General features: G+C 54.0%; 21 protein-coding genes. 16 read left to right on the top strand and 5 right to left on the bottom strand.

The genetic code is table 11. The annotated features are described in order from the left end of the window. The 8 genes from AC23NW_RS13240 to AC23NW_RS13275 form a co-directional block, all read left to right on the top strand. Window positions 1–201, top strand: a 201-nt coding sequence (locus tag AC23NW_RS13240; protein ID WP_487450073.1) for a hypothetical protein, incomplete at its 5' end; no start/stop codon positions are given. Between the two features lie 628 nt (window positions 202–829). Continuing rightward, window positions 830–1,690 carry an ATP phosphoribosyltransferase gene (gene hisG, locus AC23NW_RS13245; RefSeq protein ID WP_487450075.1) on the top strand — a complete coding sequence of 287 codons (861 nt, stop codon included), beginning with the start codon at window positions 830–832 and terminating at the stop codon, window positions 1,688–1,690. Window positions 1,691–1,701: 11 nt separating this feature from the next. Then, window positions 1,702–2,982, top strand: a complete 1,281-nt coding sequence (hisD, locus tag AC23NW_RS13250; protein ID WP_487450076.1) for a histidinol dehydrogenase — start codon at window positions 1,702–1,704, stop codon at window positions 2,980–2,982. Window positions 2,983–3,045: 63 nt separating this feature from the next. Continuing rightward, entirely contained in the window at window positions 3,046–3,789 is a 744-nt protein-coding gene (locus AC23NW_RS13255; protein ID WP_487450078.1) for a hypothetical protein, read from the top strand. Further along, complete coding sequence (locus AC23NW_RS13260; protein ID WP_487450080.1) at window positions 3,764–4,321, top strand: N-acetyltransferase family protein; 558 nt, start codon at window positions 3,764–3,766, stop codon at window positions 4,319–4,321. Before AC23NW_RS13255 ends, AC23NW_RS13260 begins: the two co-directional genes overlap by 26 nt. Before the next feature lie 20 nt (window positions 4,322–4,341). Beyond that, window positions 4,342–5,439, top strand: a complete 1,098-nt coding sequence (hisC, locus tag AC23NW_RS13265) for a histidinol-phosphate transaminase (RefSeq protein WP_487450081.1) — start codon at window positions 4,342–4,344, stop codon at window positions 5,437–5,439. Between the two features lie 28 nt (window positions 5,440–5,467). Then, entirely contained in the window at window positions 5,468–6,001 is a 534-nt protein-coding gene (locus tag AC23NW_RS13270) for a hypothetical protein (protein ID WP_487450082.1), read from the top strand. 3 nt (window positions 6,002–6,004) lie between these two features. After that, window positions 6,005–6,952 (top strand): threonine ammonia-lyase, encoded by a 948-nt coding sequence (locus tag AC23NW_RS13275; RefSeq protein ID WP_487450083.1) that lies wholly within the window; start codon window positions 6,005–6,007, stop codon window positions 6,950–6,952. 1 nt (window position 6,953) lies between these two features. On the opposite strand, the gene AC23NW_RS13280 is transcribed toward AC23NW_RS13275, so the two are convergent. After that, a complete protein-coding gene (locus AC23NW_RS13280) occupies window positions 6,954–7,757 on the bottom strand; it encodes a nicotinate-nucleotide--dimethylbenzimidazole phosphoribosyltransferase (protein WP_487450085.1) in 804 nt (267 codons plus the stop codon). Between the two features lie 306 nt (window positions 7,758–8,063). Here AC23NW_RS13280 and AC23NW_RS13285 point away from each other — a divergent pair, with 306 nt between their 5' ends. The 4 genes from AC23NW_RS13285 to AC23NW_RS13300 all read left to right on the top strand — a co-directional run bounded on the left by AC23NW_RS13285 (window position 8,064) and on the right by AC23NW_RS13300 (window position 10,597). Then, a complete protein-coding gene (locus tag AC23NW_RS13285) occupies window positions 8,064–8,534 on the top strand; it encodes a DUF1003 domain-containing protein (RefSeq protein ID WP_487450087.1) in 471 nt (156 codons plus the stop codon). A gap of 161 nt (window positions 8,535–8,695) precedes the next feature. Further along, a complete protein-coding gene (locus AC23NW_RS13290; RefSeq protein WP_071501136.1) occupies window positions 8,696–8,962 on the top strand; it encodes an autorepressor SdpR family transcription factor in 267 nt (88 codons plus the stop codon). A gap of 11 nt (window positions 8,963–8,973) precedes the next feature. Next, window positions 8,974–9,633: an SdpI family protein gene (locus tag AC23NW_RS13295; protein WP_293834956.1), complete on the top strand. Its 660-nt coding sequence runs from the start codon at window positions 8,974–8,976 to the stop codon at window positions 9,631–9,633. Window position 9,634: 1 nt separating this feature from the next. Then, window positions 9,635–10,597: an alpha/beta hydrolase family protein gene (locus AC23NW_RS13300; RefSeq protein ID WP_487450089.1), complete on the top strand. Its 963-nt coding sequence runs from the start codon at window positions 9,635–9,637 to the stop codon at window positions 10,595–10,597. A gap of 63 nt (window positions 10,598–10,660) precedes the next feature. Here the strand turns inward: AC23NW_RS13300 and AC23NW_RS13305 are convergent, their stop codons facing one another. The 4 genes from AC23NW_RS13305 to AC23NW_RS13320 form a co-directional block, all read right to left on the bottom strand. Further along, window positions 10,661–13,717, bottom strand: a complete 3,057-nt coding sequence (locus AC23NW_RS13305; protein ID WP_487450090.1) for a PD-(D/E)XK nuclease family protein — start codon at window positions 13,715–13,717, stop codon at window positions 10,661–10,663. A 9-nt stretch (window positions 13,718–13,726) separates the two neighbouring features. Beyond that, window positions 13,727–13,879 (bottom strand): hypothetical protein, encoded by a 153-nt coding sequence (locus tag AC23NW_RS13310; protein WP_487450091.1) that lies wholly within the window; start codon window positions 13,877–13,879, stop codon window positions 13,727–13,729. Between the two features lie 47 nt (window positions 13,880–13,926). Further along, entirely contained in the window at window positions 13,927–16,038 is a 2,112-nt protein-coding gene (locus tag AC23NW_RS13315; protein ID WP_487450092.1) for a putative porin, read from the bottom strand. Window positions 16,039–16,132: 94 nt separating this feature from the next. Further along, window positions 16,133–16,702 carry an RNA polymerase sigma factor gene (locus AC23NW_RS13320; protein ID WP_487450094.1) on the bottom strand — a complete coding sequence of 190 codons (570 nt, stop codon included), beginning with the start codon at window positions 16,700–16,702 and terminating at the stop codon, window positions 16,133–16,135. Between the two features lie 485 nt (window positions 16,703–17,187). Here AC23NW_RS13320 and AC23NW_RS13325 point away from each other — a divergent pair, with 485 nt between their 5' ends. From AC23NW_RS13325 to AC23NW_RS13340, 4 genes are all read left to right on the top strand, one after another. Continuing rightward, window positions 17,188–19,452 carry a ligand-binding sensor domain-containing protein gene (locus AC23NW_RS13325; RefSeq protein WP_487450096.1) on the top strand — a complete coding sequence of 755 codons (2,265 nt, stop codon included), beginning with the start codon at window positions 17,188–17,190 and terminating at the stop codon, window positions 19,450–19,452. Window positions 19,453–19,488: 36 nt separating this feature from the next. Beyond that, window positions 19,489–20,547: a polysaccharide deacetylase family protein gene (locus tag AC23NW_RS13330; protein ID WP_293834972.1), complete on the top strand. Its 1,059-nt coding sequence runs from the start codon at window positions 19,489–19,491 to the stop codon at window positions 20,545–20,547. A gap of 96 nt (window positions 20,548–20,643) precedes the next feature. Continuing rightward, the gene (locus AC23NW_RS13335) at window positions 20,644–21,810 is read left to right on the top strand and encodes a sialidase family protein (RefSeq protein WP_487450098.1); all 1,167 of its coding nucleotides are present in this window, start codon (window positions 20,644–20,646) and stop codon (window positions 21,808–21,810) included. Window positions 21,811–21,826: 16 nt separating this feature from the next. Continuing rightward, on the top strand, window positions 21,827–24,076 hold the full coding sequence (locus AC23NW_RS13340; protein ID WP_487450100.1) for a hypothetical protein: 2,250 nt from the start codon (window positions 21,827–21,829) through the stop codon (window positions 24,074–24,076). The last annotated feature ends 59 nt before the right edge of the window (window positions 24,077–24,135 follow it).

Raw genomic sequence — 24,135 nt, forward strand, 5'->3', positions numbered from 1 at the left:
CTGCCCTGTGCGACGTCTACCGACGCTGCGCTGTTGTGTCCCTACGGGACAATGGATAATTCTATAATCCTGCCCTGTGCGACGTCTACCGACGCTGCGCTGTTGTGTCCCTACGGGACAATGGATAATTCTATAATCCTGCCCTGCCTAACATCTACCGACGCTGCGCTGTTATGTCCCTACGGGACAATGGTTGGTTAATGCTGTTTTTGATTTCATGCGCTGCCCACCTGCTCCGTAGGAGCATAACAGCACAGCGTCGGTAGAAACCAAAACGCCCCAATCCACGTCCGCCCTGTAGGGGCGGTACAAGCTCGCGCTGTTTTTTGTCAATGCATTGACATTCAACATACTCCTCCGTATCTATGCAGTCTGTATGGCTGCATTAGCTAATTATCGTCTTATCATAAAAAATACCTTGCCGTCACGCTGTTCAGCCTGACAACCCTTTCGGTGGTGTCAGTGACAATGTCCGCGAGTTCCGGGGCGAAGCCGATAACCTGCCCGGTTTTTTTGAGGTAATCGCCACCGGTCCTGTTCAGTTACTGCGGCATCATCACATTACCGTCAAAAAAGGCAGTTATAATTCTACGCAACACTGTAAATTTTTGTTCCGGAGCGGGAGGCGCGGTTAAATCGTGTATCGCTCCGGAAAACGCTTTGTTTTCTTACAGCCTCCCCCTACCTTTGCACCATGAAAACGGGACAGGCACTTATTCTTCATCTCCATCGACATTTTAACGGTCAATAATGGCCGCACCTCTGCCTGTTTTCAACTGTCCGGCTGCTCGTAACCGGACCATTCAATTGTCTTAAAATCCCATTTTTAATGAACTCCGTGATTCGAATTGCTCTGCAAAAGTCTGGCAGGCTAAGCGAAGACTCGTACCAGCTGTTTAAAGAATGCGGCATCCGCTTCGATTACGGTACGGGCAAACTCAAATCTGTTTCCTCGAACTTCCCGGCTGAATTTCTGTTTCTCCGCGACGACGATATTCCCGGTTATGTGGAAGACGGCGTGGCTGACCTTGGTATCGTCGGCGAAAATGTAGCGGTCGAAACGGCCCGCAACGTGCGTACCATCCATAAAATGGGTTTCTCTAAATGCCGTCTGTCGATTGCGATTCCCCGCGGTGAAAACTGGAACGGTATTCAGCAGCTACAGCATAAAAATATCGCTACCTCATACCCGCGCCTGCTGGGCAACTACCTGGCCGGAGAAGGTGTACAGGCTAACATTCATGAAATCAGCGGTTCGGTTGAAATTGCGCCAAGTATCGGTCTGGCCGAAGCAGTGTGCGACATTGTCAGTTCGGGGAGTACGCTGCTCAGCAACGGCCTGAAAGAGGTAGAAGTTATTTTCCGCTCGGAGGCTATTCTGGTTGGTGCGCAATCCATCAGCGACGAAAAACAGGCTCTGATTGATAAACTGTTGTTCCGGATTAAGGCTGTTCAGGCGGCTAAGAACAATAAGTACATCGTACTGAACGCGCCGAACGAATCACTCGAAAAGATCACCTCGCTCCTGCCGGGTATGAAAAGCCCGACCGTTACGCCGCTGGCTACCGAAGGCTGGAGTTCGGTGCATTCGGTACTGAATGAAAATGATTTCTGGGAAAACATCGAAGCCATCCGCGCCGCCGGTGCGCAGGGCATTCTGGTGATTCCGATTGAAAAAATGATTTACTAAACGCAGCCGTTATGCAACTGATTCCTTTTCCGGACCGGAGCGAGTGGCCAGCTTTACTGGCCCGTCCGGTACAGTCGTCGGCGCAGATCGAAGCAGCCGTCGCTCCGATTCTGGCACAGGTAAAAGCCGGGGGCGATGCGGCGCTGATTGAACTCGCCAAACGATTCGATAACGTTGATCTGGCCGAAACCGGCATTCAGGTACCGGCCGAAGAACTGGCTGCCGCCGAAGCGCAGCTGAGCGACGACCTGAAAGCAGCCATCCGGCAGGCCTATGCCAACATCCGGACCTTTCACGCCGCCCAGAAACAGGCCGTCGAAAAAATTGACACGATGCCGGGCGTGACCTGCTGGCGCCGGTCCGTTGGTATCGAAAAAGTCGGCTTGTACATCCCCGGCGGAACGGCGCCCCTGTTCAGCACCGTGCTGATGCTGGGCGTTCCGGCGCAGCTTGCCGGCTGCCGCGAGGTGGTGCTGTGTACGCCCGGCAATCACCCTGCCATCTATTTCGCCGCTCAGTTGGTTGGCATCACCAACGTTTACCGCATCGGCGGAGCACAGGCGATTGCGGCTATGGCATACGGCACCAAAACGGTTCCGCAGGTTTACAAGATTTTCGGCCCCGGTAACCAATACGTGACGGCCGCCAAAATGCTGGTGGCAAAAGAAGGCATGGCTATCGACATGCCGGCCGGCCCCTCCGAAGTGGCGGTCTACGCCGACGACACGGCCGTTCCGGCTTTTGTCGTGGCAGACTTATTGTCGCAGGCCGAACACGGAGCCGACAGCCAGGTACTGCTGGTGACAACCTCGAGGAAGTTGCTGAACAGCGTAAATCTGGCGCTGACAACTCAGCTGGAACGACTCCCGCGCCGTGATTTAGCCGCAAAAGCTATTGAGAACAGCAAAGCCATTCTGGTGGACACGCAGGCCGATGCGATTGACCTGCTGAATCAGTATGCCGCTGAGCACCTGATTCTGAGCGTGGCCGACGCAGAAGCCGTTGCCGAAAAAATCATCAATGCGGGTTCTATTTTCCTTGGAAACTATACCCCTGAATCAGCCGGTGATTATGCATCGGGTACCAACCATACCCTGCCAACCAACGGCTTTGCCCGTGCCTACAGCGGCGTATCGCTGGATAGTTTCGTGAAGAAAATTACCGTTCAGTCGATTACCCCGGAAGGCCTGCGCGGGCTGGGGCCGGTGGTCGAAGCGATGGCCGAAGCCGAGTCGCTGGATGCCCACAAACGGGCCGTCAGCATCCGGTTGAAAGCCTTAGACGAGCTATAATTGCCAACGCCCCGTCTAAACGTTCAGGCGGGGCTTTTTTCTTTTTCCCACTCCGATACAGACATGAAAACACGATTATTGATAGTGCTCCTCGGGCATCTGTGCCTGACCTCCAATGCCCAGCAGGCAACCGGAAAAGCTCAACAGATTATTGAGCGGATGCAGCAGGTGTACCAAACTGCCCGGACTTATCAGGATGCTGGTGAAGTTATTTCTGAGTTTACGTATGAAAACCCTAAATGGTACCAAAAAACCGGTTTTACGAACAAACTCCACTTCACCTCTGCTTTTAACAGGAGTACCAATCAATTCCGTTATATGTATGAGAGTCAGAACCGGTCGTTATTTTATTCAGATACCTATCTGATCGGGTCGGCCAACGGAAAAACCAGAACCTATTGGGCATTAAATAAAAGGCTTGAAAACGAGAGTACATTACATGATGCACTCGCGGCAGCGGCCGGCGTCTCTCAGACTTCCTCCCGGAAGATTACCAGCTATCTGTTCAACGATCTTAATGAAACCGGCCTGATTCTGCAACGGGTCATGGGACTTACATTAACAGGCTATCAAAAAATAGACGGAGCCGACTGCTTTATGTTAAAAGGCCTTAATGATAGTTCGCCGAAAATTCCGACCACAATCTGGATTGATAAGAAATCTTTTTTAATCCGGAAAATTGAAGAGATCCGGCACATACCAGGAACTTCCGTAAAAGTTACCCTGTATTTCCACCCGACGCTTAACAAGCCAATTGCAGAAAAAGACTTAGCCTTTGATTATGAACTCTATCAGCCTCTTTTCTAAACAACAGGCTATTCATGAGATAGGTCCGGCAGATGCCGAAGCACTTGCCGGGCTGGCGTTGCAGGCCTATCGGGACCATTACCTGCATCTCTGGCTGGACGGCGGCGAGTGGTATATGAACCGCTGCTTTAACACCGCTCAGCTGACAGCCGAACTGGCCGACCCAAACAGCCGCTTTTACCTCATCCGCGATGCCGGCCAATCGGTAGGTTTTCTGAAAATCAACCTCGACAAACCCCTGCCAACTGACCCGGATTTGTCGGCGCTGGAACTCGAACGGATTTATTTTCTGGCCTCGGCCACCGGTAAAGGCCTCGGCCGCTTCGCCGTTGATTTTGTGGTCGGGCTGGCGCAGGAGCTGAATAAAGGCTGTGTCTGGCTCAAAGCCATGGATAGCAGCGAAGCCGCCCTGCACTTTTACCGGCAGAATGGTTTCACCGTCGTCGGTGCCGAACAGCTGACCTTTGCCGTCATGAAACCAGAATTACGGGGTATGCTGGTGCTGAGCCGGCCGATCCTTTCTAATAACTGAATGATTAACCAGTAACCAATATGCGTCCTTTTAATCTTGCTGATATTCTTCGTCCACACATCCTGAACATTACACCCTACTCCTCAGCCCGTGACGAATATACGGGAAAGGAAGGCGTATTTCTGGATGCCAATGAAAACCCGTTCGGACCGGTGCTGAGTGGCGACAATGCGCTGACGACCTTTAACCGCTACCCCGATCCCTATCAATCGGCGATCAAAGAGCGGCTGGCGCCGATCAAGCAGGTCCGGCCAACACAGATCTTTCTGGGCAACGGCTCCGACGAACCCATTGACCTGCTGGTTCGCGCTACCTGCCGCCCTGGCGTTGATACGATGCTGACGATGCCGCCAACCTATGGCATGTACGAAGTGTCCGCCGCCATTAACGACATTGCGTTAACAAAAGTCCCGCTTACGGCTGACTTTCAGGTAAACACACCGGCCGTACTGGCTGCTATCGCGGAGAAAAAGCCGAAAATCGTCTGGTTCTGCTCGCCCAATAACCCGTCGGGTAATTTGCTGAGCCAGGAGGCGATTCAGACCGTGCTGGATGCCGCTGAAAACTGTCTGGTGGTGGTTGATGAAGCCTACATCGACTTTGCCGAAACCGGTACGTCGTGGGTATCGCGGCTGGATCAGTACCCGAATCTGGTAGTGCTGCAAACGTTCTCGAAAGCCTGGGGACTGGCTGCGCTCCGGCTGGGGATGTGCTTTGCCTCCGAAGAAATTATCCGCGTACTGAACAAAATCAAACCGCCGTATAACATTGCCGCCCCGACCCAGCAGCTGGCGCTCGACGCCCTGCAACTGGAAGCAGCCAAGGACCGGATGGTGGCGAAGATTCTGCACGAACGGTCGGACTTACACGAAAAACTGCTTACTTTGCCCATCGTCCGCCGGATTTATCCGTCCGATGCCAACTTCCTGCTGGTCCGGTTTGATGAGGCAAAGGCCGTGTTTGATTTTCTGATTGATCGTCAGGTAATTGTCCGCGACCGCTCCCGCGTCATTCTGTGCGACGACTGTCTGCGGATTACGGTTGGTACGGCAGAGGAAAACAAACGATTAATTGATACGTTGAAACAGTACCGTGTCACAATGGCCACTACGTTTTAAACGTTATTTACCGTCAGCAACGTCACATATGTTTAGAAAACTGGTTCTGGGTGCCCTCGTGATCCTTGGCACCGCCTTCACGCAACGGGCGCAGGCCCAATACAACAACTGGGCAGCAGGTTTCCGGATCGGCGAACCGGCAGGGATAAATATCCGGAAGTACTTCGGTGACAATAAGGCGTTTGACCTCAATATCGGTACGTATGGCGGGTTGTACGGCAACAAGCGCGATTACCGTCGCGGGGTTTACCGGAGCGTTGGTTTGACTGTACAGGGTAATTACGTGTGGCATAACCGGTTGTTTGGCAAAGATGAACTCCGCGGCTATTACGGAATCGGGGGGCAGATTAACTCACGCCGCTATTATCCGCAACGCCTTCAGACGTATAACGAATACGAAAGCGGTTTTTCCCTCGGTGGCTCTGCCATTGCCGGTGCTGAATATTTTGTACCGAACAAACCGTATTCGGTGTTCATAGAAACCGGCCTGTATGTCGAGGTACTGCCGGCACCGCTATTTCTGAACGTGCAGTCGGGGGTTGGGCTCCGGTATAACTTCTAGGCTATGATTACCCAATCGACCATTGAGGAGGCTCACGACCGGATCCGGCCACATATTCACCGGACACCGGTGATGACCAACCAGACAATCAATCAGCGGATTGGCGCGGAGTTGTTTTTCAAGTGCGAAAACTTCCAGAAAATCGGGGCGTTCAAAGCACGCGGCGGTCTGAATGCGGTGTTACAGCTCTCGCCGGACGAACTGGCCAATGGTGTTACAACACACTCGTCGGGCAACCACGCCCAGGCGATTGCCTATGCGGCGCGACAGGTCGGTACGAAAGCGTACATTGTGATGCCGCGAACCGCACCGCAGGTGAAAAAAGATGCCGTCCGCGGCTACGGGGCCGAGATCATTGAGTGCGAGCCAACGCTTGACGCGCGCGAGGCCGGTGTACAGGCGGTGATCGAACGCACCGGTGCGGCCATGATTCACCCCTTCGACGATGACCGCGTGATAGCGGGTCAGGCTACATCGGCCAAGGAACTGATGGAAGACTACGGTCAGGATCAGCCGTTTGATGTTATCCTGGCGCCGGTCGGGGGTGGCGGCCTGCTGAGCGGTACGGCCCTGTCAGTGCATTATTTTTCGCCCCAAACCCGCGTCATTGCCGGTGAGCCCGAAGGCGCAGCCGATGCCGTACTGTCGTTCCGGTCGGGCGTGGTCGAAAAAGCACCCTACATCAATACCATTGCCGACGGGTTAATGACGACACTCAGCCCGCGTACACTGACCATCATCCGGCAGCATGTATCCGACATTCTGACGGTTTCGGACGCTGAAATTATCGGCGCCATGCGGCTGATCTGGGAGCGCATGAAGATTGTGATCGAACCCTCATGCGCCGTTCCGTTTGCGGCTGTAATAAAACACGCCGACCAGTTTACGGGCCAGAAAGTGGGCATTATCCTGACCGGCGGAAACGTCGATCTGGGCAAATTGCCCTTTTGATCTATACAATACACCAATCGGCAACAGCCGGGTTGGTGGCACAGGCCAGCAGCAATGCAGCCACGATGCACGTATTTCCGGTCAGGAGTACGTGCATTTCATTTTGGGCGGCCTGTAACAACCCTCCCGCTACAGCAGCGATTTCGAGCCCGCCGGTTTGTGCCAGCAATTCATCCACAGCCGAAGCATGAACACGTGACAGAATGGCTTCCGCTTCCTCCGGCGTTATACCGTCCGGTAAACAGTCTGCCAACGGAATTCCGGTCAGCTGATGGATTACTAAACTGGCGGACAACCCGCTACCCGCTCCGATGGTTCCGAACCCGACGGCATTGCAGTCGCGGTAGGCGACTCCGTTTACCAGCGTCCGGCCTGCATCCATCGCAGCCTCACACTCAAACAGCTCCATCGCTGCCGACTGCCGGATGTCGTCTGTGCCCGGCCGGACCTTAAACTTGACAAACACGGGCGTATTTTCGGCAAATACGCCCTGTACACCCACGTCGCAGAGCAGCAGGGTGAGGCCCTTGCCGGCATACCGGTCAAAAATATGATTTTCGTCACCGATCAGTTGCTGGATCATCCGGTAACTTTCAGTCGGGTCTGTTTCCTGCTTCCACCCATGATCCCCGGCAAACACCAGTACATGGGCATTAGAGACCTGGCCGGCAATCCGTTCCTGCCCGGACGACAGTTCAGGTAACGCCGACAACAGATCGCCAGGGGCGGTCACCTGTTCATTACGGTTACTCAGTTGCTTGCGTACCCACGCCAGTATCTGCGGGTTTTCTAGTTTGTTAATCATACTAATACTGTTACACTATTGACGTCATTCTACCTCTCCATATCAACCTATAATTATAAATCTAATAGGGATACCACATAGCCACATTAGAAAACATAGCTTTTTTTGCTCTTTGTGTCCTCATGTGGCTATGTGGTAAATGAACAACAGAGATTTGAGGCAGGGAAAATATATCTATCAATCATCAATAGTCTATTTTTTATTCCCGGATTTGGGCGCAAAATTCGCAAATTGCCGCGTTCATCCGGCCTTCTGTTCAGAAATAGCCGGCAAAATTCTCATTTGTACCTGATTTAACGCATCGACATGAAAAAACATAAACAGCCTATTCACCCCAAAGTGCAGGCCTCCCTTGAGGAATCAACCCTGATATCGGTTTCGATTGAAGACGATGAAACGCCTTTAACCTTCGGCGAACGGCTGGCCGATAAGGTTGCTGATTTTGGCGGGAGCTGGACGTTCATCATTATATTCGCCCTCATCATTTTTGGCTGGATTGTCCTGAACTCCTTTATTCTATACAAACAACCCTTCGACCCCTATCCATATATTCTGCTGAACCTGATGCTTTCCTGTCTGGCCGCCCTCCAGGCACCGGTGATCATGATGAGCCAGAACAGGCAGGAAACCAAGGACCGGCAACGCGCTCAGAACGACTATCTTGTGAATCTCAAAGCGGAAATTGAAGTACGTACCCTCAACGAAAAGCTGGAAGCCATGAGTCAGGTACTCGACGACATGAGGCAACAACAACAGGCGTTGCTTGACCGGCTTTGATGTTCCGGATTGTTACTGGTGATTCTGGTGGTTGCTGATGGTTCTGGTGGTTATAAATACCCTCCATCCTTTAGATTTTCCATTCATCACGATTTGGATCAGTCAATTTGGAAAAGCGTTCAATCATTTAGACATTTGTCTAAATATCTAATGAATCACGTATGAATGCACTCTTTAAAGCCCTGAACGACCCCACCCGACGGCAGATTCTTGACCTGCTACGGGAAGGCGATCTGACGGCAGGAGATATTGCCGACCGCTTCGACATGACGAAGCCGAGCATCTCCCACCACCTCGATCTGCTCAAACAGGCAGGTTTAGTAGAAGCGACGAAAGAAGGGCAATTCATCCGCTATACCCTTAATACCACAGTGCTCGATGAGCTGCTCGGCTGGCTCATCGGTTTTAAGTCAACGCCAAACAAGTAACCAACAATACCATGAAAACAACTACCCGCTCACACGAATGGCTGATCCTGATCCTCATGGTCGCCCCGTTTATTTATCTTGGTACGCTCTACAATAACCTGCCTGAGCGTGTTCCCTTCCATTACAATGCCGAGGGCATCCCCGACGATTACGGCCCGAAATACGGCCTTGTGTTGCTGTTTGGGGGCATTACAGCCTTCCTCTATTTCCTGTTCCGCTACATCCCGGATATTGATCCGAAACAACAGCTCAACTCGTCAAATTACCGGAAACTGAGAATCGCCATTGCCGCTTGCTGGAGTCTGCTCCTGTTCCTGCTTTGGTACAACACAGCCAACGGCGCACAGTCGGATACCTTCCTGAGCTTTCTGCTGGCTTCGGTCGGGTTGATGATTGCCAGCATCGGCAACTTTATGTACAGCGTCCGCCCGAATTACTTTGTCGGCATCCGCACCCCCTGGACACTCAACAGTGAGTTCGTATGGCGCAAAACCCATCAGAAATCAGCCCCTTACTGGGTAGCGGGCGGGTTGCTTTGCGTGATGCTGGTATTTCTTGTACCAGGCGCCTGGAAAACAGCCGTTCTGCTCACAATCACCCTGGGCCTTGCATTCGGTTCGGCCCTGTACTCGTTCGTTCTTTATCGTCAGCAATCAACTAACCAGCAATAACATGAACTCACTCGCCATTACCGCCCTCGCTATCGTATTGTCTGTCGGCCGCGTTTCCGCACAGACGGCTATCAGCCAAACCGTACAGCAACCCCTCACTAACGTAACCCTGGAAGGGACACTGAGCCTACCCGCCAATGCCTCAAAGCCGGTTCCGGTCGTGCTGATCATTGCAGGTTCTGGACCAACCGACCGCGACGGAAACAGTAAGCCCGCTATCAGCGGTGATTCCTACAAACTCCTCGCCGACAGCCTGAATGCCCGCGGCATTGCTGTGCTCCGCTACGATAAATTCGGGGCCGGAAAAAGCCGGCCGACCGATATGAGTACATTTAAGGAAGCCAATCTGACCTTTGACAGTGCCATTCAGGATGCGGCCGGCTGGGTTAAGCAACTGAAGGCCGACAAACGCTTTTCGAAGATCATCATTGCCGGACACAGCGAGGGTTCACTGGTCGGTATGATAGCCGCCCAACAGACCAATGCCGACGGGTTTATTTCGATTGCGGGTCCGGGCCGTAATATTGCCGAGACCTTGAAAGAACAACTGAAAACACTGCCCGATGAGATGCGGCAAACGGCGTACAAAGATCTCGACTCGCTCCGGAGCGGGCAGTTTGTCAAAAAACCACCGGTCATGCTGATGAGCCTGTTCCGTCCGAGTGTGCAGCCTTACATGATTTCGTGGATGAAATATGATCCCGCCGTTGAAATCAATAAAATCAAGGCTCCGGTACTGGTTATCCAGGGAAAACGGGATTTGCAGGTGCAGATGCTTGAGGCAGAAACCCTTACCACCGCCCGCCCGAACGCCAAAACCGCTTATTTTGACCGCATGACCCATATGCTCAAAGACACGGAAAGCGACGATCAGGCGGCGAATATGAAGACCTATAAAGACCCGTCGCTGCCGCTGACAACGGGATTGGTGCCGGCGATTGCAGGGTTTATTAAAAGCTTGTGATGAGTGTTGCGGATTACAAATCCGCAATCAGGTTGTTCCGGATAGTAACATCCGGAACAGCTTTTATTCACGGCCGCAGATACGCTTGTAGGAACAGAAGGCACAGGTTTTCAGGTCGCTGGTCCGGACAAACGGTTGTTCAGGATCAAGAATTTTCTGAATTAGACCCGCCAGTACGGCTTCGGAGGCATGGACGTATGTCTCCGGTGTTTCGCCTTCCGAAAAGCGGACCGTATTCGTTTTTAACGCGCCGTCTTTGTCGCGGAACGAGTAAAAACCGGCGGTTACCGGCAGATTATCGCGGTTCAGGTCGCTTTTCAGATACAGGTACTTATACAGCCACAATTGCCGGGCCTTGCCCCAGTCCGAGCCGGTTTCAACGGGGAGTTTGTCAGCCGCCTGATCCATTGCCCGGTCGCCCGGCAGCTTAACAGTTCCTGTCTTGTAATCGACAATCCGGATCTGTCCGTTATACTTTTCAATGCGGTCGATCTTACCGGCTACCTTCACCCGGATCGGGCCGGACGGAAGCAGTACCTCAATCGTCGTTTCCAGTTTTTGCTCGGTGCCCAGTACCTCAAGACCAGTCAGTTCGGCCTGCCGCCGCTGAAAGTTCAGCATCAGCTCCTGCGCCGTCTGGTACATCAGCAGGTTCAGGCCCGATTCCATTACCCGCCCCCGCATCACGTCCTTAAACGTAGTTTCAAGCACTTCCTGTACAATGTCTTCGGTCACCGGCTTATTCAGCATCCGGAAATCCTTGTCCAGCGTCTCCAGGGCAAGGTGCAGCCAGCTACCGAATTCGGCAACCCCCATTTTTTCCTCCAGATCGTCTTCCTCGCCTACCCCTACCACACGGGCAAAATAGTATTTCAGCGTACAGTCGACAAACTGGTTCAGTGCCGTCGGGTAAAGCCCTTTTTCGGTCAGGTTATGCAACAGCGACTCCATGACCTTACCCGTTTTGGCAATTTGCCAGTCGGTATTGATCGGTGGCCGGTCGTATGATTTCCCGATCCGGACAGCCGGATAGGTCAGCTTTATCTGCCCTGACCTCGGAATCAGTTCATACTCCAGTTGCCGGATGTAGCGGCTTCTTTCGCCCTTACCCATGCCATAGGCGTCGGGCGAGGTTGTGTAAAGCAGGGTAATGTCTTTGGCCCGTTGGAGCAACCGGTAAAAGTGGTAGGCCATCACGGCTTCCTGCTCCCGATACGTCGGCAGTTTAATGTCCGGTGCCGTACTGATATCAAACGGAATCAGCGAGTTCAGTTTACGGGTCTGCGGCAGAATCCCCTCGTTGGCCGACAAAATAATCACCCGGTCGAAATCAAGGCCCCGCGTTTCGAGCATACCCATCACCTGAATATGGCTGTTGCCTTCGCTCGTAAACGGAATGGTGGTTTGCCGGATCAGTTCATAGAGGAATTGCCGGAAGCTGCGCAAGGTCACCTGCATGGCCCCTTCCTTCCCCTGTTCGCGTTCGAGCGTGGTTTCCAGCTGTTTCAGCAGCGTATAAAACAGGTACAGGTATTCAATCTCAATGGCATCCTGCGTTTCGCGGTACACCGCCCGGAGCTGGTCGATCAGGTCATAGAGCAGTTCGATTACCCGCCTCGGCTGATCGTTAGGCCAGCGGGTAAACAATACGGTCACCAGCGGATCATGCTGCCCCAGCTCCAGCATTTCGGCTTCGGTCAGGTAGGCCCGCTGCTCCGACACAATTTTCTCAACGATCCACGAAAACAGGGGTTTCGGCAGTTCATTCACCTCGTCGGGCGACATTAACCCCCGAATCCGCTCATACTGCCGCACAAACGGATGATTCAGGATTTTGATGACGTGCTTGTGGTGAAACTTCGGAATCCGCAGGTCACGCCCGTCGCGCGTCCGGAACTCGTGCACCGTCCGCTGCATTTCAAACAGCCCGTCAACCAGCGTAAACAGCAGTGAATTCCGGAGCGATAGGCCCATGGTCACGTTCAGGTCCTTCACCGATTCATCGAGGGCATACAGCACCGGCACCAACAACGTCTCATCGGCCAGCACAACCGCCGTTTTCGGGGAGTGAGCGGCGGGCATAGAGCCGGGGGTATAGGGCATAGGGCTAAGGGCATGGAGCGGAGAGTCCGGAGCGGAGGGCTTAGAGCCGGGGGCGTTGGGCGTTGGGCCTGGAGCCCTATGTTCTCTGCTCTCCGCCCCAAGCCCTTCGCTCTCCGCCCCCTGCCCTCCGCCCTTACACAATTCACCGGCGACCTTAGCCTGCATACTGGCCGTTGGCACACCGATAATCTGAACGTTTTTGGGCGTACCGAGCAGGTGATTACCGATCTGTTCGCGGTTGTCACGGGTAAAGAGCCAGCCGTTTTCGCGGTAACGCCGCAGGAACTCACCGGCTTCCTGCCCCCAATCGTTCATGTAGTACGCATCAGCGTCCCAGAACAACTCCGCCTTTTTGGCTTCAAGCAATACTTTTATGATATGTTCCTCCGCACGGCTCAGGGCGTTGAACCCGACGAAATACAGCTTTTCGTAGGCCATATTATCGCGGATGAGGGTTTCAACCTGCTCGGCCAGCCGCCGGTAACCCATACCCCGATACACCAGTCCCTGCGCATCCAGCCGCGCATGCAGGGCCTGGTAAGCCGCATGCAGGTTCTCAAACAGCTGAAAATAGCGGGCCGTCCCCGTCGTCTCGGCAATGGAAGCCCCCTCCGGAATACTGGCCTGCCAGCGTTCCAGGGCCTTAGCAGCGGTCAGGTAATCGAAGAGGTAAGACGGTTTTACCAGATACTGGTCGATCCGGTCGAAGTCGGCGAGCAGCACCGACGCCCAGCCAATGAAGGGCTCAAAATCAAGGTGTTCGTCGATTTCGCGGAACACCTCGTACAAATCAAACAACAGGCTGACCGGGTCGATGAGCTGGACGCCGGCCGCCTGCATAATAAAATCGTCGATGGCCAGCGTATGGGGTGCCAGAAACGGGCGTTCACTTTGCGCGGCCAGGTACTCTAAAAAAACAGTCACCGCCCGTCGGGTCGGTAATATCACCCACACGTCATCCAGCCGCGGCCCGTGGTTCGCGTAGACAGTGCGGGCAGTTTGTTCAAGAAAATTCATTCAGTAAGGTTAGTGCATCCGGTCGCCCCGAACATCCGGCGTCGCCATGATACCGGCTTGCGGTCCGGGGATTTCGTTCCGGCGCTTTCGTACTACACCGGCGGGCATGCAGGTTTCCGCCGGATCAATAAAGTTACGATAATGACCGGCTTCCGGCACCATCAGGCATGGTAAAATAAATCAGGAACAATAAAGATCCCCCATTGTCCCTAATCAAACAAATACCAGTCGACGCCGAAGGCGAAGGTGCGGCGCATGCCCAGATAGTCGGCACCGACAAAGTACGTCGGCTGCAGCAGATCCTGATTGACGTGCGACATTTTCACAAACAACCGGGTCCGGTTAATCCGGAAGTTGGCAAATACGTCGGCCAGTACATAGCCTTCCACCCGCCGGTTATTCTGCAGGTAAAACTGCTGGGTCAGCGGCATGTAGTTATCCGCATAATAGGCTGATTTGTAGTGCAGCTCTACGCCCGTCTGAATATATAATACCTTGGCAAACAGCAGGTCATAGCTCGCCCGCAAATTTACGAACAGCTTCGGCGCACGGAGAATATCGTTTCGCGACACAACGGTGTAATACCCCTGCGTCGATGCCTGAAACTTGCCGATGCTGACCTGCGCCCCCACACCCGCGCGCAGAATACTGAACGCACTGCTCAGCTGTTTCGGCAATGCCTTTTCGTCGAAATAGATGTAGTTATTCAGTAAATAGTAGTCAAGCCCGGGCTGAAAGCGGATTTTCCGGTAAGCCAGGTTGAGCTTGCCGTAAGCATGTTGTGTGCCCCGCAACCCGAAATTAGTCGACCAGGTCAGGTTGTTGCTTTCAAAGCGCTGCTGCAGCAAGGTCGGCGACACGAAAATGCTGCGGTAGCCGGCCGTAAAGAGTTTGGTTTCCAGCTGTCCCTCCAGCCGGATGTCCCGACCGATCAGGTACTCGCCTTCGACGGTCAGGCGCGAGAGGCTGTCCGGAAAGTAATAGCCCAGCCACAGGCCCAGAAACAGCTCATTGCGGTCGATCAGGCGGGTTGGATTGCGGTAGGTACCGGTAAACACCGAATCGCCCTTAACGGCCAGACGATTGTATTCGCCCGTCTGCGAATAAATCCGGTGGCGCATGTAAGCGCGGTAATTGAACGCCGATTTTCCGATCTGGTAAATGCCTTTCAGACCAACATTATTTTCCAGCAGCCGGTAGAAAATATCCTGATGGGTGGTAGCACTGTCGAGCTGAGCACGGCGGGCCGCCGGAAACAAGGCAGGGACTACGGCCGGATAGTAGCTGGTCAGCGCCGAGTCTTTTGCCAGGGCCGTGTCATAAAAGGTATTGATCGTACGCTGATAATCCAGCCGGTGATAGACCTGCAGGCCCGGCGCCATGATGTACTGCTGGTACAGATGCCACATATTCCGGCGGTCAAAGCCTTTTGCATTGGTAAGTTTTGCCGATCCGTCAAAGGTGTAGCCCAGCAATTCGCCTCCGCTGCTGCGGAGCGGCAGCACGCCGCCCTGCTCTTCGATTTCATGATTCAGGTGGTTGAAGTGGGCCAGCAGGGTGTATTTGTCGTTTTTGGACCGGTAGCTTGTCTGTCCGACGAAGGCCCAGCCCTGCGCCAGGAAGCTCGACGGATCCACGGTCTGGTTTACGCCGAACTGCTTCCGCGACGTGACCCGCTGCACCTGAAAACCCGCATTCCAGCGGGCGTTGATGTTCTGGCTGAAATCGAAGTTCAGTACGTTCTGGTTGCGGCCTCCCAGCACAAAGTACATCCGCGTGAACGGCGATTTGGTATCGTAATACTTTACCTGCATTGTCTGGAACGCATAGGGCGCATAGGCGTAAAAGCCATTCTGAGCCCCTATTTGCTGCTGTTCTTCGTAAAAGACCGGGCGCAGGGCGGTGCCGAGGTTGCCTAAATCCTGATACAGGTTCTGGTTACGGTTAACAAAATTGTACTGGTGATGGCCGGCCAGCGCAGTATCAATCAGGTAAAGGGTCTTCCGGTTGTTAAAGATGTCGGTTTCCAGAAAGTAGCGGGTTGTTTTAGGCCCGTAAATCACTTTCGTCGAATCGTCGATGCCGCCGCGGCCGCCGGATTTGGATCCGGAGATACCCGTCTGGGATTGTGTGCCGGTGAAGCCCGGAAAACCGGTACCGTTTCCGTTGCCGATCCGGCCACCCGTAATCTGGGCGTGGACCTGACCCGTCAACGCAATGAGAAGATATAGGAATACCCACGACAGCGTACGCGGCCTTACTGACGTACGGATCGTGGGTATGAGTGAGCGTAGTGTATTAGTACTAATCGGAATGTTCATCGGCGCAAAGTTAACCCAAAAACGCCGGATGCTGCTTTTATGTTGGCGGCTTAACTTTTTTTATGGCAAAGTTTGCCGTGCCCTGGCGCTGGTTTCAGCTGATCAGCCACGCCACCAGCATTGATGTAACGGTTGCCACATCCATCTTCTCCCGCAAAAACTGCTTGGCTTTAACGAGCTGGTTCTTTACTGTGTTTTTAGAAATGTTGAGCATTTCGGCGATTTCCTGGTAAGACATACCTTCTTCGACCGTCATCTTCAGAATCTGCCGGCGTTTGACCGACAATGACCCGACAGCCGTCTGCAGGTGCTGAAGCCGGGTTTCCAGGATCTCAGCGTCCTCTTCGCGGGCATTGGTCATCCGCTCCATGTACTGCTGCTTCAGCCAATCGTTTTTCTCCATCTTCTTCAGATAGTCGAAGGCCATGTTGCGCATGCAGGTAAACAGATACGAATTAAAGTTCAGCTCCGGATTGATCTGCGACCGGCGTTCCCAGAGTTTAATGAAGACTTCATGCACCATATTTTCGGCTTCTTCTTCATCTTTCAGAATGGATGTGCAGAACTTTAATGCAGGGGTACGGTAGTGATTGTACAGTTTCGCAAATGCTACCTGATCTCCCTGAATAACGTCGCGTAAAATTTGTTCATGTAATAAGGCCATGGTAAAGGATGCTGTTTAACGCTCAACTATTTATAAAATTTTATTGCCAAAGTACTATTTGATAAATCCCGCTTTAGATCTGCTTCCTGTATGGGATCAATCCGGTTCGTTATCTGGTACTTTAAATTATTACTGACTACGTAATGTAAGAAGAATAGCAGCGGGGCTCACAAATCAACCCTTTCCTCAAAAACTTTCCCGCCTGATGTGAACTTGTGTAGCTAAACTACGCTAAAATGAGCAATCTGAAGGTCGCAAATTGCGTAATTATACCCTCATTTTGCGCAAACACACAAAAGTTCATAATCTGGTCATGTTTCCCTGTCTGATTTTATCAAAACATTAATTTTCAACGGTTAAAATTCAGGAATGTGTCATAAAAACGCATTCCGGCCGGCGGAAAAATACCGCCCGCTCTCCTGTCACAATAGCCTTCCGGTTAGTGAACGCCGTATACTAGGTGATTTCTGACGATTGGCAACGGCATGGTTATACCTTATACTATATGGCGCAACGCCGGCAACTGGCTTATATCCTTTTGCACAATCCTTATTTTACAGGGATGCCACCCGCAGAAGCGGCAGGAGCAGCCGTATGTTGACAGGGCCTTCTGGCAGGAAGACCATAAACCCTATCCGGTCAGTACGGACGCCGCCGACAACGACGTGCGCAGTATTGCCGTCGGGCCCGATCAGACGGTCTGGATCGCTACGGCCACCGGCATTTTCCGGAAACGACAGGATGCGTCCGTCTGGGAACCTGTTCTGACTGCTGACCACAAAGGTCCGGCCTTCTCGGTGGGCATCGACAAGGCGGGTACGGTATGGCTGGGTACGTGGCAGGGGTTGTTCCGGTATGCCGACAACCACCCGGAAACCGTTGAGGGAACACGCGGGCCTGTCACGGCCGTCAGTCCGGCCCCAGAAGGCACCTACGCCCTTGGCCCGCAGGGCATCTGGCTGGTCACGAACGGGCAGGTTATCAAGAAAGGCTATGCCATTCCGCGCTCGGTACGGAATGCCCTGCCGGATGGGCAGGGCGGCATCTGGATCGCCAGCGATGTGGGCCTTTACCACTGCACGCCTAAAAGCGTCGATATCTATCAATCCACGAAGCATTTACTGAGCGCTTACGTAAAGGGGCTGGCCTACGATGGTAAGCAACAACTTTGGGCAGCCGGTCTGGGCGGCGTTTCGCAGCTGGCGAACCACCGCAAAACCGGCACGTTGACGCCCGACGACGGCCTGCCTACCATCTACGCCACCTGTGTTGAACGCGCCCCCGACAGTACTATGTGGGTCGGCACCGAACAGGGTGTCGTCCGTTTCCGGCCCGATGGTACGCACTCACTCCTGTTCAGCCAGCGCTGGCTGCTCGATGACCGGATAGCTGACATTGCCTTTGATAAAGCCGGTACGGCGTGGATCGCCACCCCGAAGGGCGTTAGCGCGATCCGCAAACGGTCGATGACGCTGGCGCAGAAAAGTGATTATTTCTACGATGTGTTGATGAAACGGCATATCCGGGAACCGTGGATTGCCGGTCAGTGCCGGTTACCGGTGGCAGGCGACGCCTCTGCCTGGGAGCCGGAAGACGATGACAACGACGGCGAATATACCGGCAACTACCTCGCGATGGAAGCGTTCCGGTATGCGGCCACCAAAAGCCCCGATGCCAAAGCCAAAGCGGCTAAGGCGTTCCAGTTTCTGCGGTTGTTGCAGGAAGTAACGGGAACCGACGGCTTTTTTGCCCGTACCATCGTACCCGCCAACTGGGATAAGTCCCTGCTTCACGACGTCAACCGTGCCTATACCGGCCGTGAGCTGGCTGCTGAACTCGCCAAAGAACCCCGTTTCAAACCGGTGCAGGTTCGCTGGCAGCCCTCTAAAGACGGGAAATGGCTCTGGAAAGGCGATACGAGCAGTGATGAAATGTGCGGCCACATGTTCGGCTACTTTTTTTATTACGAGCTGGTCGCCGACGAAGCCGAAAAACAGCTGGTCCGGACCCACATCCGCCACATTGTTGACCACCTGATCAAGCACAACTTCAATCTGGTTGATGTTGACGGGAAGCCTACCCGCTGGGGTGTCTGGTCGCCGGAGCAGCTGAACCACGATCCGGAGTGGGCGCCCGACCGCAGCCAGAACTCCATGGAAATGCTGACGTTCCTGAAACTGGCCTATCATGTTACGAAAGATGCCAAATACCAGCAGCAGTACCTCCGCCTGATCCAAAAAGAAGGCTATCTCGACAACATGGCTAACCTTCCGAATCAGAATCCGGCGTGGTTTATCTACTTCGATGTGGTCTTGCAGGCCTACTGTTACCCCATTCTGCTGGCCTGTGAGAAAGATCCGACACTGCTGGCCTTTTACCAGAACCACATGGACAGCTGGTTCGACCGTCGCCGGAACGATCATAATCCGCTGATTAATTTTCTGTACAACTACGCCCGCAACAAACAGGAAGAACTGGCAACCTCCATCGCTTTCTTTGAAAATACGCCCCTCGACCTGATTGACTGGCCGATTGACCATACAAAACGGGAAGACATCCGGATTGTCCGCAAGCCCGTGCTCGATGATGTACAAGTCAGTGAGCTACAGCCGCCTGCCCTGCGCCTCGCCATTCGCTGGGATAAGAATCCCTGGACAGCTACCGGCGGCGACCCGCACCGCGAACGGGAACCGGTTTTCTGGCTCCTGCCCTACTGGATGGGGCGGTATCTGGGCAGCATTAATGGATGAGCATCCAGTATCAAAAACGTCTAAAACACTAAGCATATGAAACCCTCGCTTCTCCTTTTCGCCCTTTGGATCGGGCTGATGACCTCGGTGGTAGCTCAGCCGGCGCCGACCTATGCCGAAAAGCTCGGCTGGCCCAAAGGCTCGAAAGTCATTATCCTGCATGTGGACGATGCGGGCATGTTTTACTCGGCCAATCAGGGTACGCTGAAAGCCATGGAGCAGGGAACAGCTTCGTCGTGCAGCATCATGATGCCTTGTGCATGGGCAGCCAGCTTTACCAAATATGCGATTAACCACCCGACCCTGGACGTTGGTATTCACCTGACCCTTACGTCGGAGTGGAAAGACTACCGGTGGGAGCCTTTGTCGGGCAGTAAGCAGGTGCCGGGCCTGACTGACCCCGAGGGAGCCATGTGGCCCGAAGTGGCGGATGTGGTACAACATGCCAGCCCCGATGAAGTAGAGCGGGAAATCAGGGCGCAGCTCGACCGCGCGATCCGGATGGGACTCAAACCAACCCACATGGATTCGCACATGGGCACACTCTTTGCCAGCCCCGGTTTTCTGGAACGCTACATTAAAGTGGGAGCCGAATACCGGATTCCGGTCATGTTTCCCGGCGGCAACAACAAGCTGCTGATTGAGTGTCAGAACTACCCGATCATTAAAAAACTGAAGGCCGAAGGAAAGTGGAAGGAAGGCATGACCCTGCCCACACCAGCCATTGTACAACAGGCTAAATCGGTCGGCGAAACCATCTGGAAAGCCGGCCTGCCCGTTCTCGACGACCTGCACACCATCAGTGGCGACTGGAAACCCGAAACCGGCGGCGAGGTAACACCCGAAGCCTGGGGCAAGTACAAAGTACAGCAGTTTAAAGACGCCTTTAAACGCATGGAACCGGGGGTTACGATGTTTATTGTTCACTGCAACGACCAGAACGAAACCTTCAAATACATCAGCTCGTCGGGCGGCACCCGCTACGCAGATATGCTGTCGATGATGGACCCCGAACTCAAGGCATACATCAAAAAAGAAGGCATTATCCTGACCACCTGGCGCGAATTAATGGAACGCCGGTCAAAGGTGAAATGATTGAAGCCATTTCCCGTAGGGGCGACCCCACGTGGTCGCCCTGAGATGAGCGATTCCAGGTGATCCCCCCACCCAACATTACCCCAATTTATTGGCATGAAAAAAATTATATTCCTTTTCTTCATTGTACTTACCCGGTTGCAGGCACAGCCGGTTGTTCGCGGGCAGCTGATTTTTCCCGGTCAATCGCAGCACGTGCATGGCAGCAGTCTGGTGGCTCTGCCGAACGGCGATATGCTGGCCTGCTGGTTTCAGGGCAGCGGCGAACGAACCGCCGACGATGTCAGGATCATGGGGGCTCGCCTGCGCAAGGGTTCGGCCGGCTGGAGTACGCCGTTCCTGATGGCCGACACGCCCTATCTGCCCGACTGCAACCCGGTCCTGTTCCTGAATCATCAGGGTAAACTGTTTCTGGTCTGGATTGCGGTGCAGGCCAACCAGTGGGAACAATCCATCCTGCGGGTACGGACGTCCACTGACTATGCCAACGCAGGCGCGCCGGTCTGGAGCTGGCAGGACAATATTCTGCTGAAGCCCGACAAGCGGTTTGCGGAAGAGGTCGAAAAGCGGCTGCACGAATTGCCGGATCAGCATCACGGCTGGGCGGGTTATGCCCCGAAATACGATGACCTGATCATGGCGGCCAGTAAAGACCAGACTAAACGCAGCATTGGCTGGATGACCCGTATTAAACCCCTGCTGCTACCCAATAACCGCATTGTGTTGCCTCTGTATTCAGACGGCTACAACTTTTCGCTGATGGCCGTTTCGGACGACGATGGTATGTCATGGCACCCCAGCCTGCCGGTTGTGGGGCGCGGCCCGATTCAACCCGCCCTGGCCCGCCGCAAAGACGGAACGCTGGTGGCCCTGATGCGGGATAGCGGCGACGATCCGCCGCGCGTACACATCAGCGAATCAACGGATAACGGGGAAAGCTGGACGGCGACCCGGAAAACAGACATTCCCAACACAGCCAGTGTGGAGCTGCTCGCGCTGAAAGACGGCAAATGGGCGTTTCTGGGCAATGACCTTGACGATGGGCGGTATCGGCTCAGCCTGTTTCTGTCGGACGATGAAGGCAAGACCTGGAAGTGGAAAACCAAACTGGAAGATACACCGCCGGGCAAAGGCGGGTATTCCTACCCCTGCCTCATCCAGACTGCCGACGGGCTGCTGCACATGACCTACTCGCACCACGAAGGCGATCAGCAGAAATCCATCAATTACATGGTCGTTGATCCGGCCAAACTGATTAAGTAATAACACCCCTCATACTATGCATACAACCCATTATCCGGCGCTTATGGCGGGCGCACTGCTTTACCTGAGCACGCACCTTACCGCTTTTGCGCAACAACCGGTTTACCAGGACAAACCTTATTTACAGGACTTCAGCGTTAAGTATTACAGTGATAAACAGCGGCTGGAGCAGGTCTTTACCGACCGGAACGGCAACATCAAAATCATGTCGAAAGACGGCATACTGCATCCTTACGACGGTCAGTTTCTGTACCCCGGCAAACTGTCGGCCGACGGATCATACAGAACCCTGAAGAACAAAAAGATCAGTGCGCTGGCCTTGTACGACCAGCAAATAGTTTATCTCGATGATCAGGCCGTACTGAGCAATGCCTGGGCGGGCAGCCTCTACTGCAAACACGAATTACCGACCGCCAACAAAGCCGTCGGGGGGCGACAGTTTGCCTTTCTGATCACTGACGGCAAGGCGCTGCATCTGGTTAAGGACTCCAAAACGCTCTGGAAAGGGCAATTGCCCGGCGATGACGTGGTAGACATCCGGTTTCAGGACGCCGCCAATACGTTCCGGGTACTGGGCAAAAACGGGCTGTATACCTTCAGTCCGGCGGCCAATACCCTATCAAAAGACATTACCGGCACAGGCTTCACCGCCTTTGCCCTGACGCAAAAAGGGACACAGGCGGTTATCGGTACCACAGACGGATACCTGACCATCGATCTGGCCTCCAAAAAGCAGCTCGGTGCCATCCAGCGCCGGGTGCCGGTGCCGCAGATTACGGCGGTTGAGGAGGTAGACGGACGGCTTTGGTTCGGCACCCCGAAAGGCGCATTTGCCCTCCGCCCCGACGGTAAATACGACTACTATAACGGCGAACGCTGGCTGCCGGGCGATGAGGTGGTTTCGGTTGCGCAGGGGCCTAAAAACTCGGTACTGATTCTGACCAGATCGGGCTTAGGACAGATTTGCTTTAAGCCGATGACCTTGCAGGACAAAGCCGGCTTTTACGAAGAACAGGTGCGCAGCCGCCACATCCGGAACGGGTTCAACGCCTCCCTCGACGGCATGGAAAAAGGAAACATCAGCACCGGCTACATGAGCGATTCGGATAACGACGGCCTGTGGACATCCATGTACCTGGCCGGCGAAGCCTTCCGCTATGCCGCCACCAAAGACAAGGAAGCATTGCAGAATGTCCGCGAATCGCTGGACGCCATGGACCGGCTGTATACCGTCAATCCGGTGCCGGGCTTCCCGTCGCGGTCGTTTGAACGGAGCGGTTTCGGCAAACACCTGTCAGACCCGGAGCGCTGGCAGCACGCCCCCGATCCGGAGTGGGACTGGAAATCGACGACCAGCAGCGATGAAGTGATCGGCCATATTTTTGCGTTTGGCGTCATTGCCGAGATTGTCGACGATAAAGCTCTGAAAAAACAGTCGGTTGCGCTGATTGACACGCTGATGAGTCATATCATCAAAAACGACATGTACCTTATCGACTTCGACGGTAAGCCAACGATGTGGGGAAAATGGAATCCGGCTTACGTGAACAATTTCCCGACCAATGTCGGCGACCGGAAGCTGAACTCCTCCAACATTGTAGCCATGCTGCAAACGGCTTACCATTTCACGAAAAAGGAAAAATATAAGCAAAAGGCCCTTGAGCTGATGACAAAATACGGCTACCTCGAAAACCTGATGCGGCCTATGCGCCAGATCGGTCAGGCCCCGGACAATGCCGATGCCCATGCCAAAAACATGTCGGAAAGCTGGAATCACTCGGACGATGAGATGTATTTTGTCGGCTACTGGGGCCTGTACCGCTATGCGTTTACGGAAGAACTGAAAGCGAAATACAAACAGGCGATCCTGGACCACTGGCAGGCCGAACGCCCTGAAAAGGAAGGTGCCTGGAACATGTTCACCGCCCTGACCGGCACAAAGGACTTTGACTTGCCGGAAGCGGTCTGGTACCTGAAGGAGCACCCGCTCGACCTGATTGACTGGGCCATTATGAACAGCCACCGGAAAGACATTGACCGGTTGCCGGAGAACTTCCGCGACCAGACAACGAAAGAGGTGCTGCCCCCTGACGAGCGGCCGGTTCAGCGCCACAACGCCAATATGTTCAGTCTTGACCGCACCCGCAACGGCAATTCGGAGCACAGCGCGGGCGACATCTGGCTGCTTCCTTACTGGATGGGTCGTTATCTGGGCGTCATCAGCGCACCCGTTTCCGCCCCCCCCAGCCCGATCAGCCGGAAATAATGGCAATCATCCATTGTCCCGTCAGGGACATAACAGCGTAGCGTCGGTAGATGTCGGCG

Source organism: Arsenicibacter sp. R0_47 (assembly GCF_057652235.1).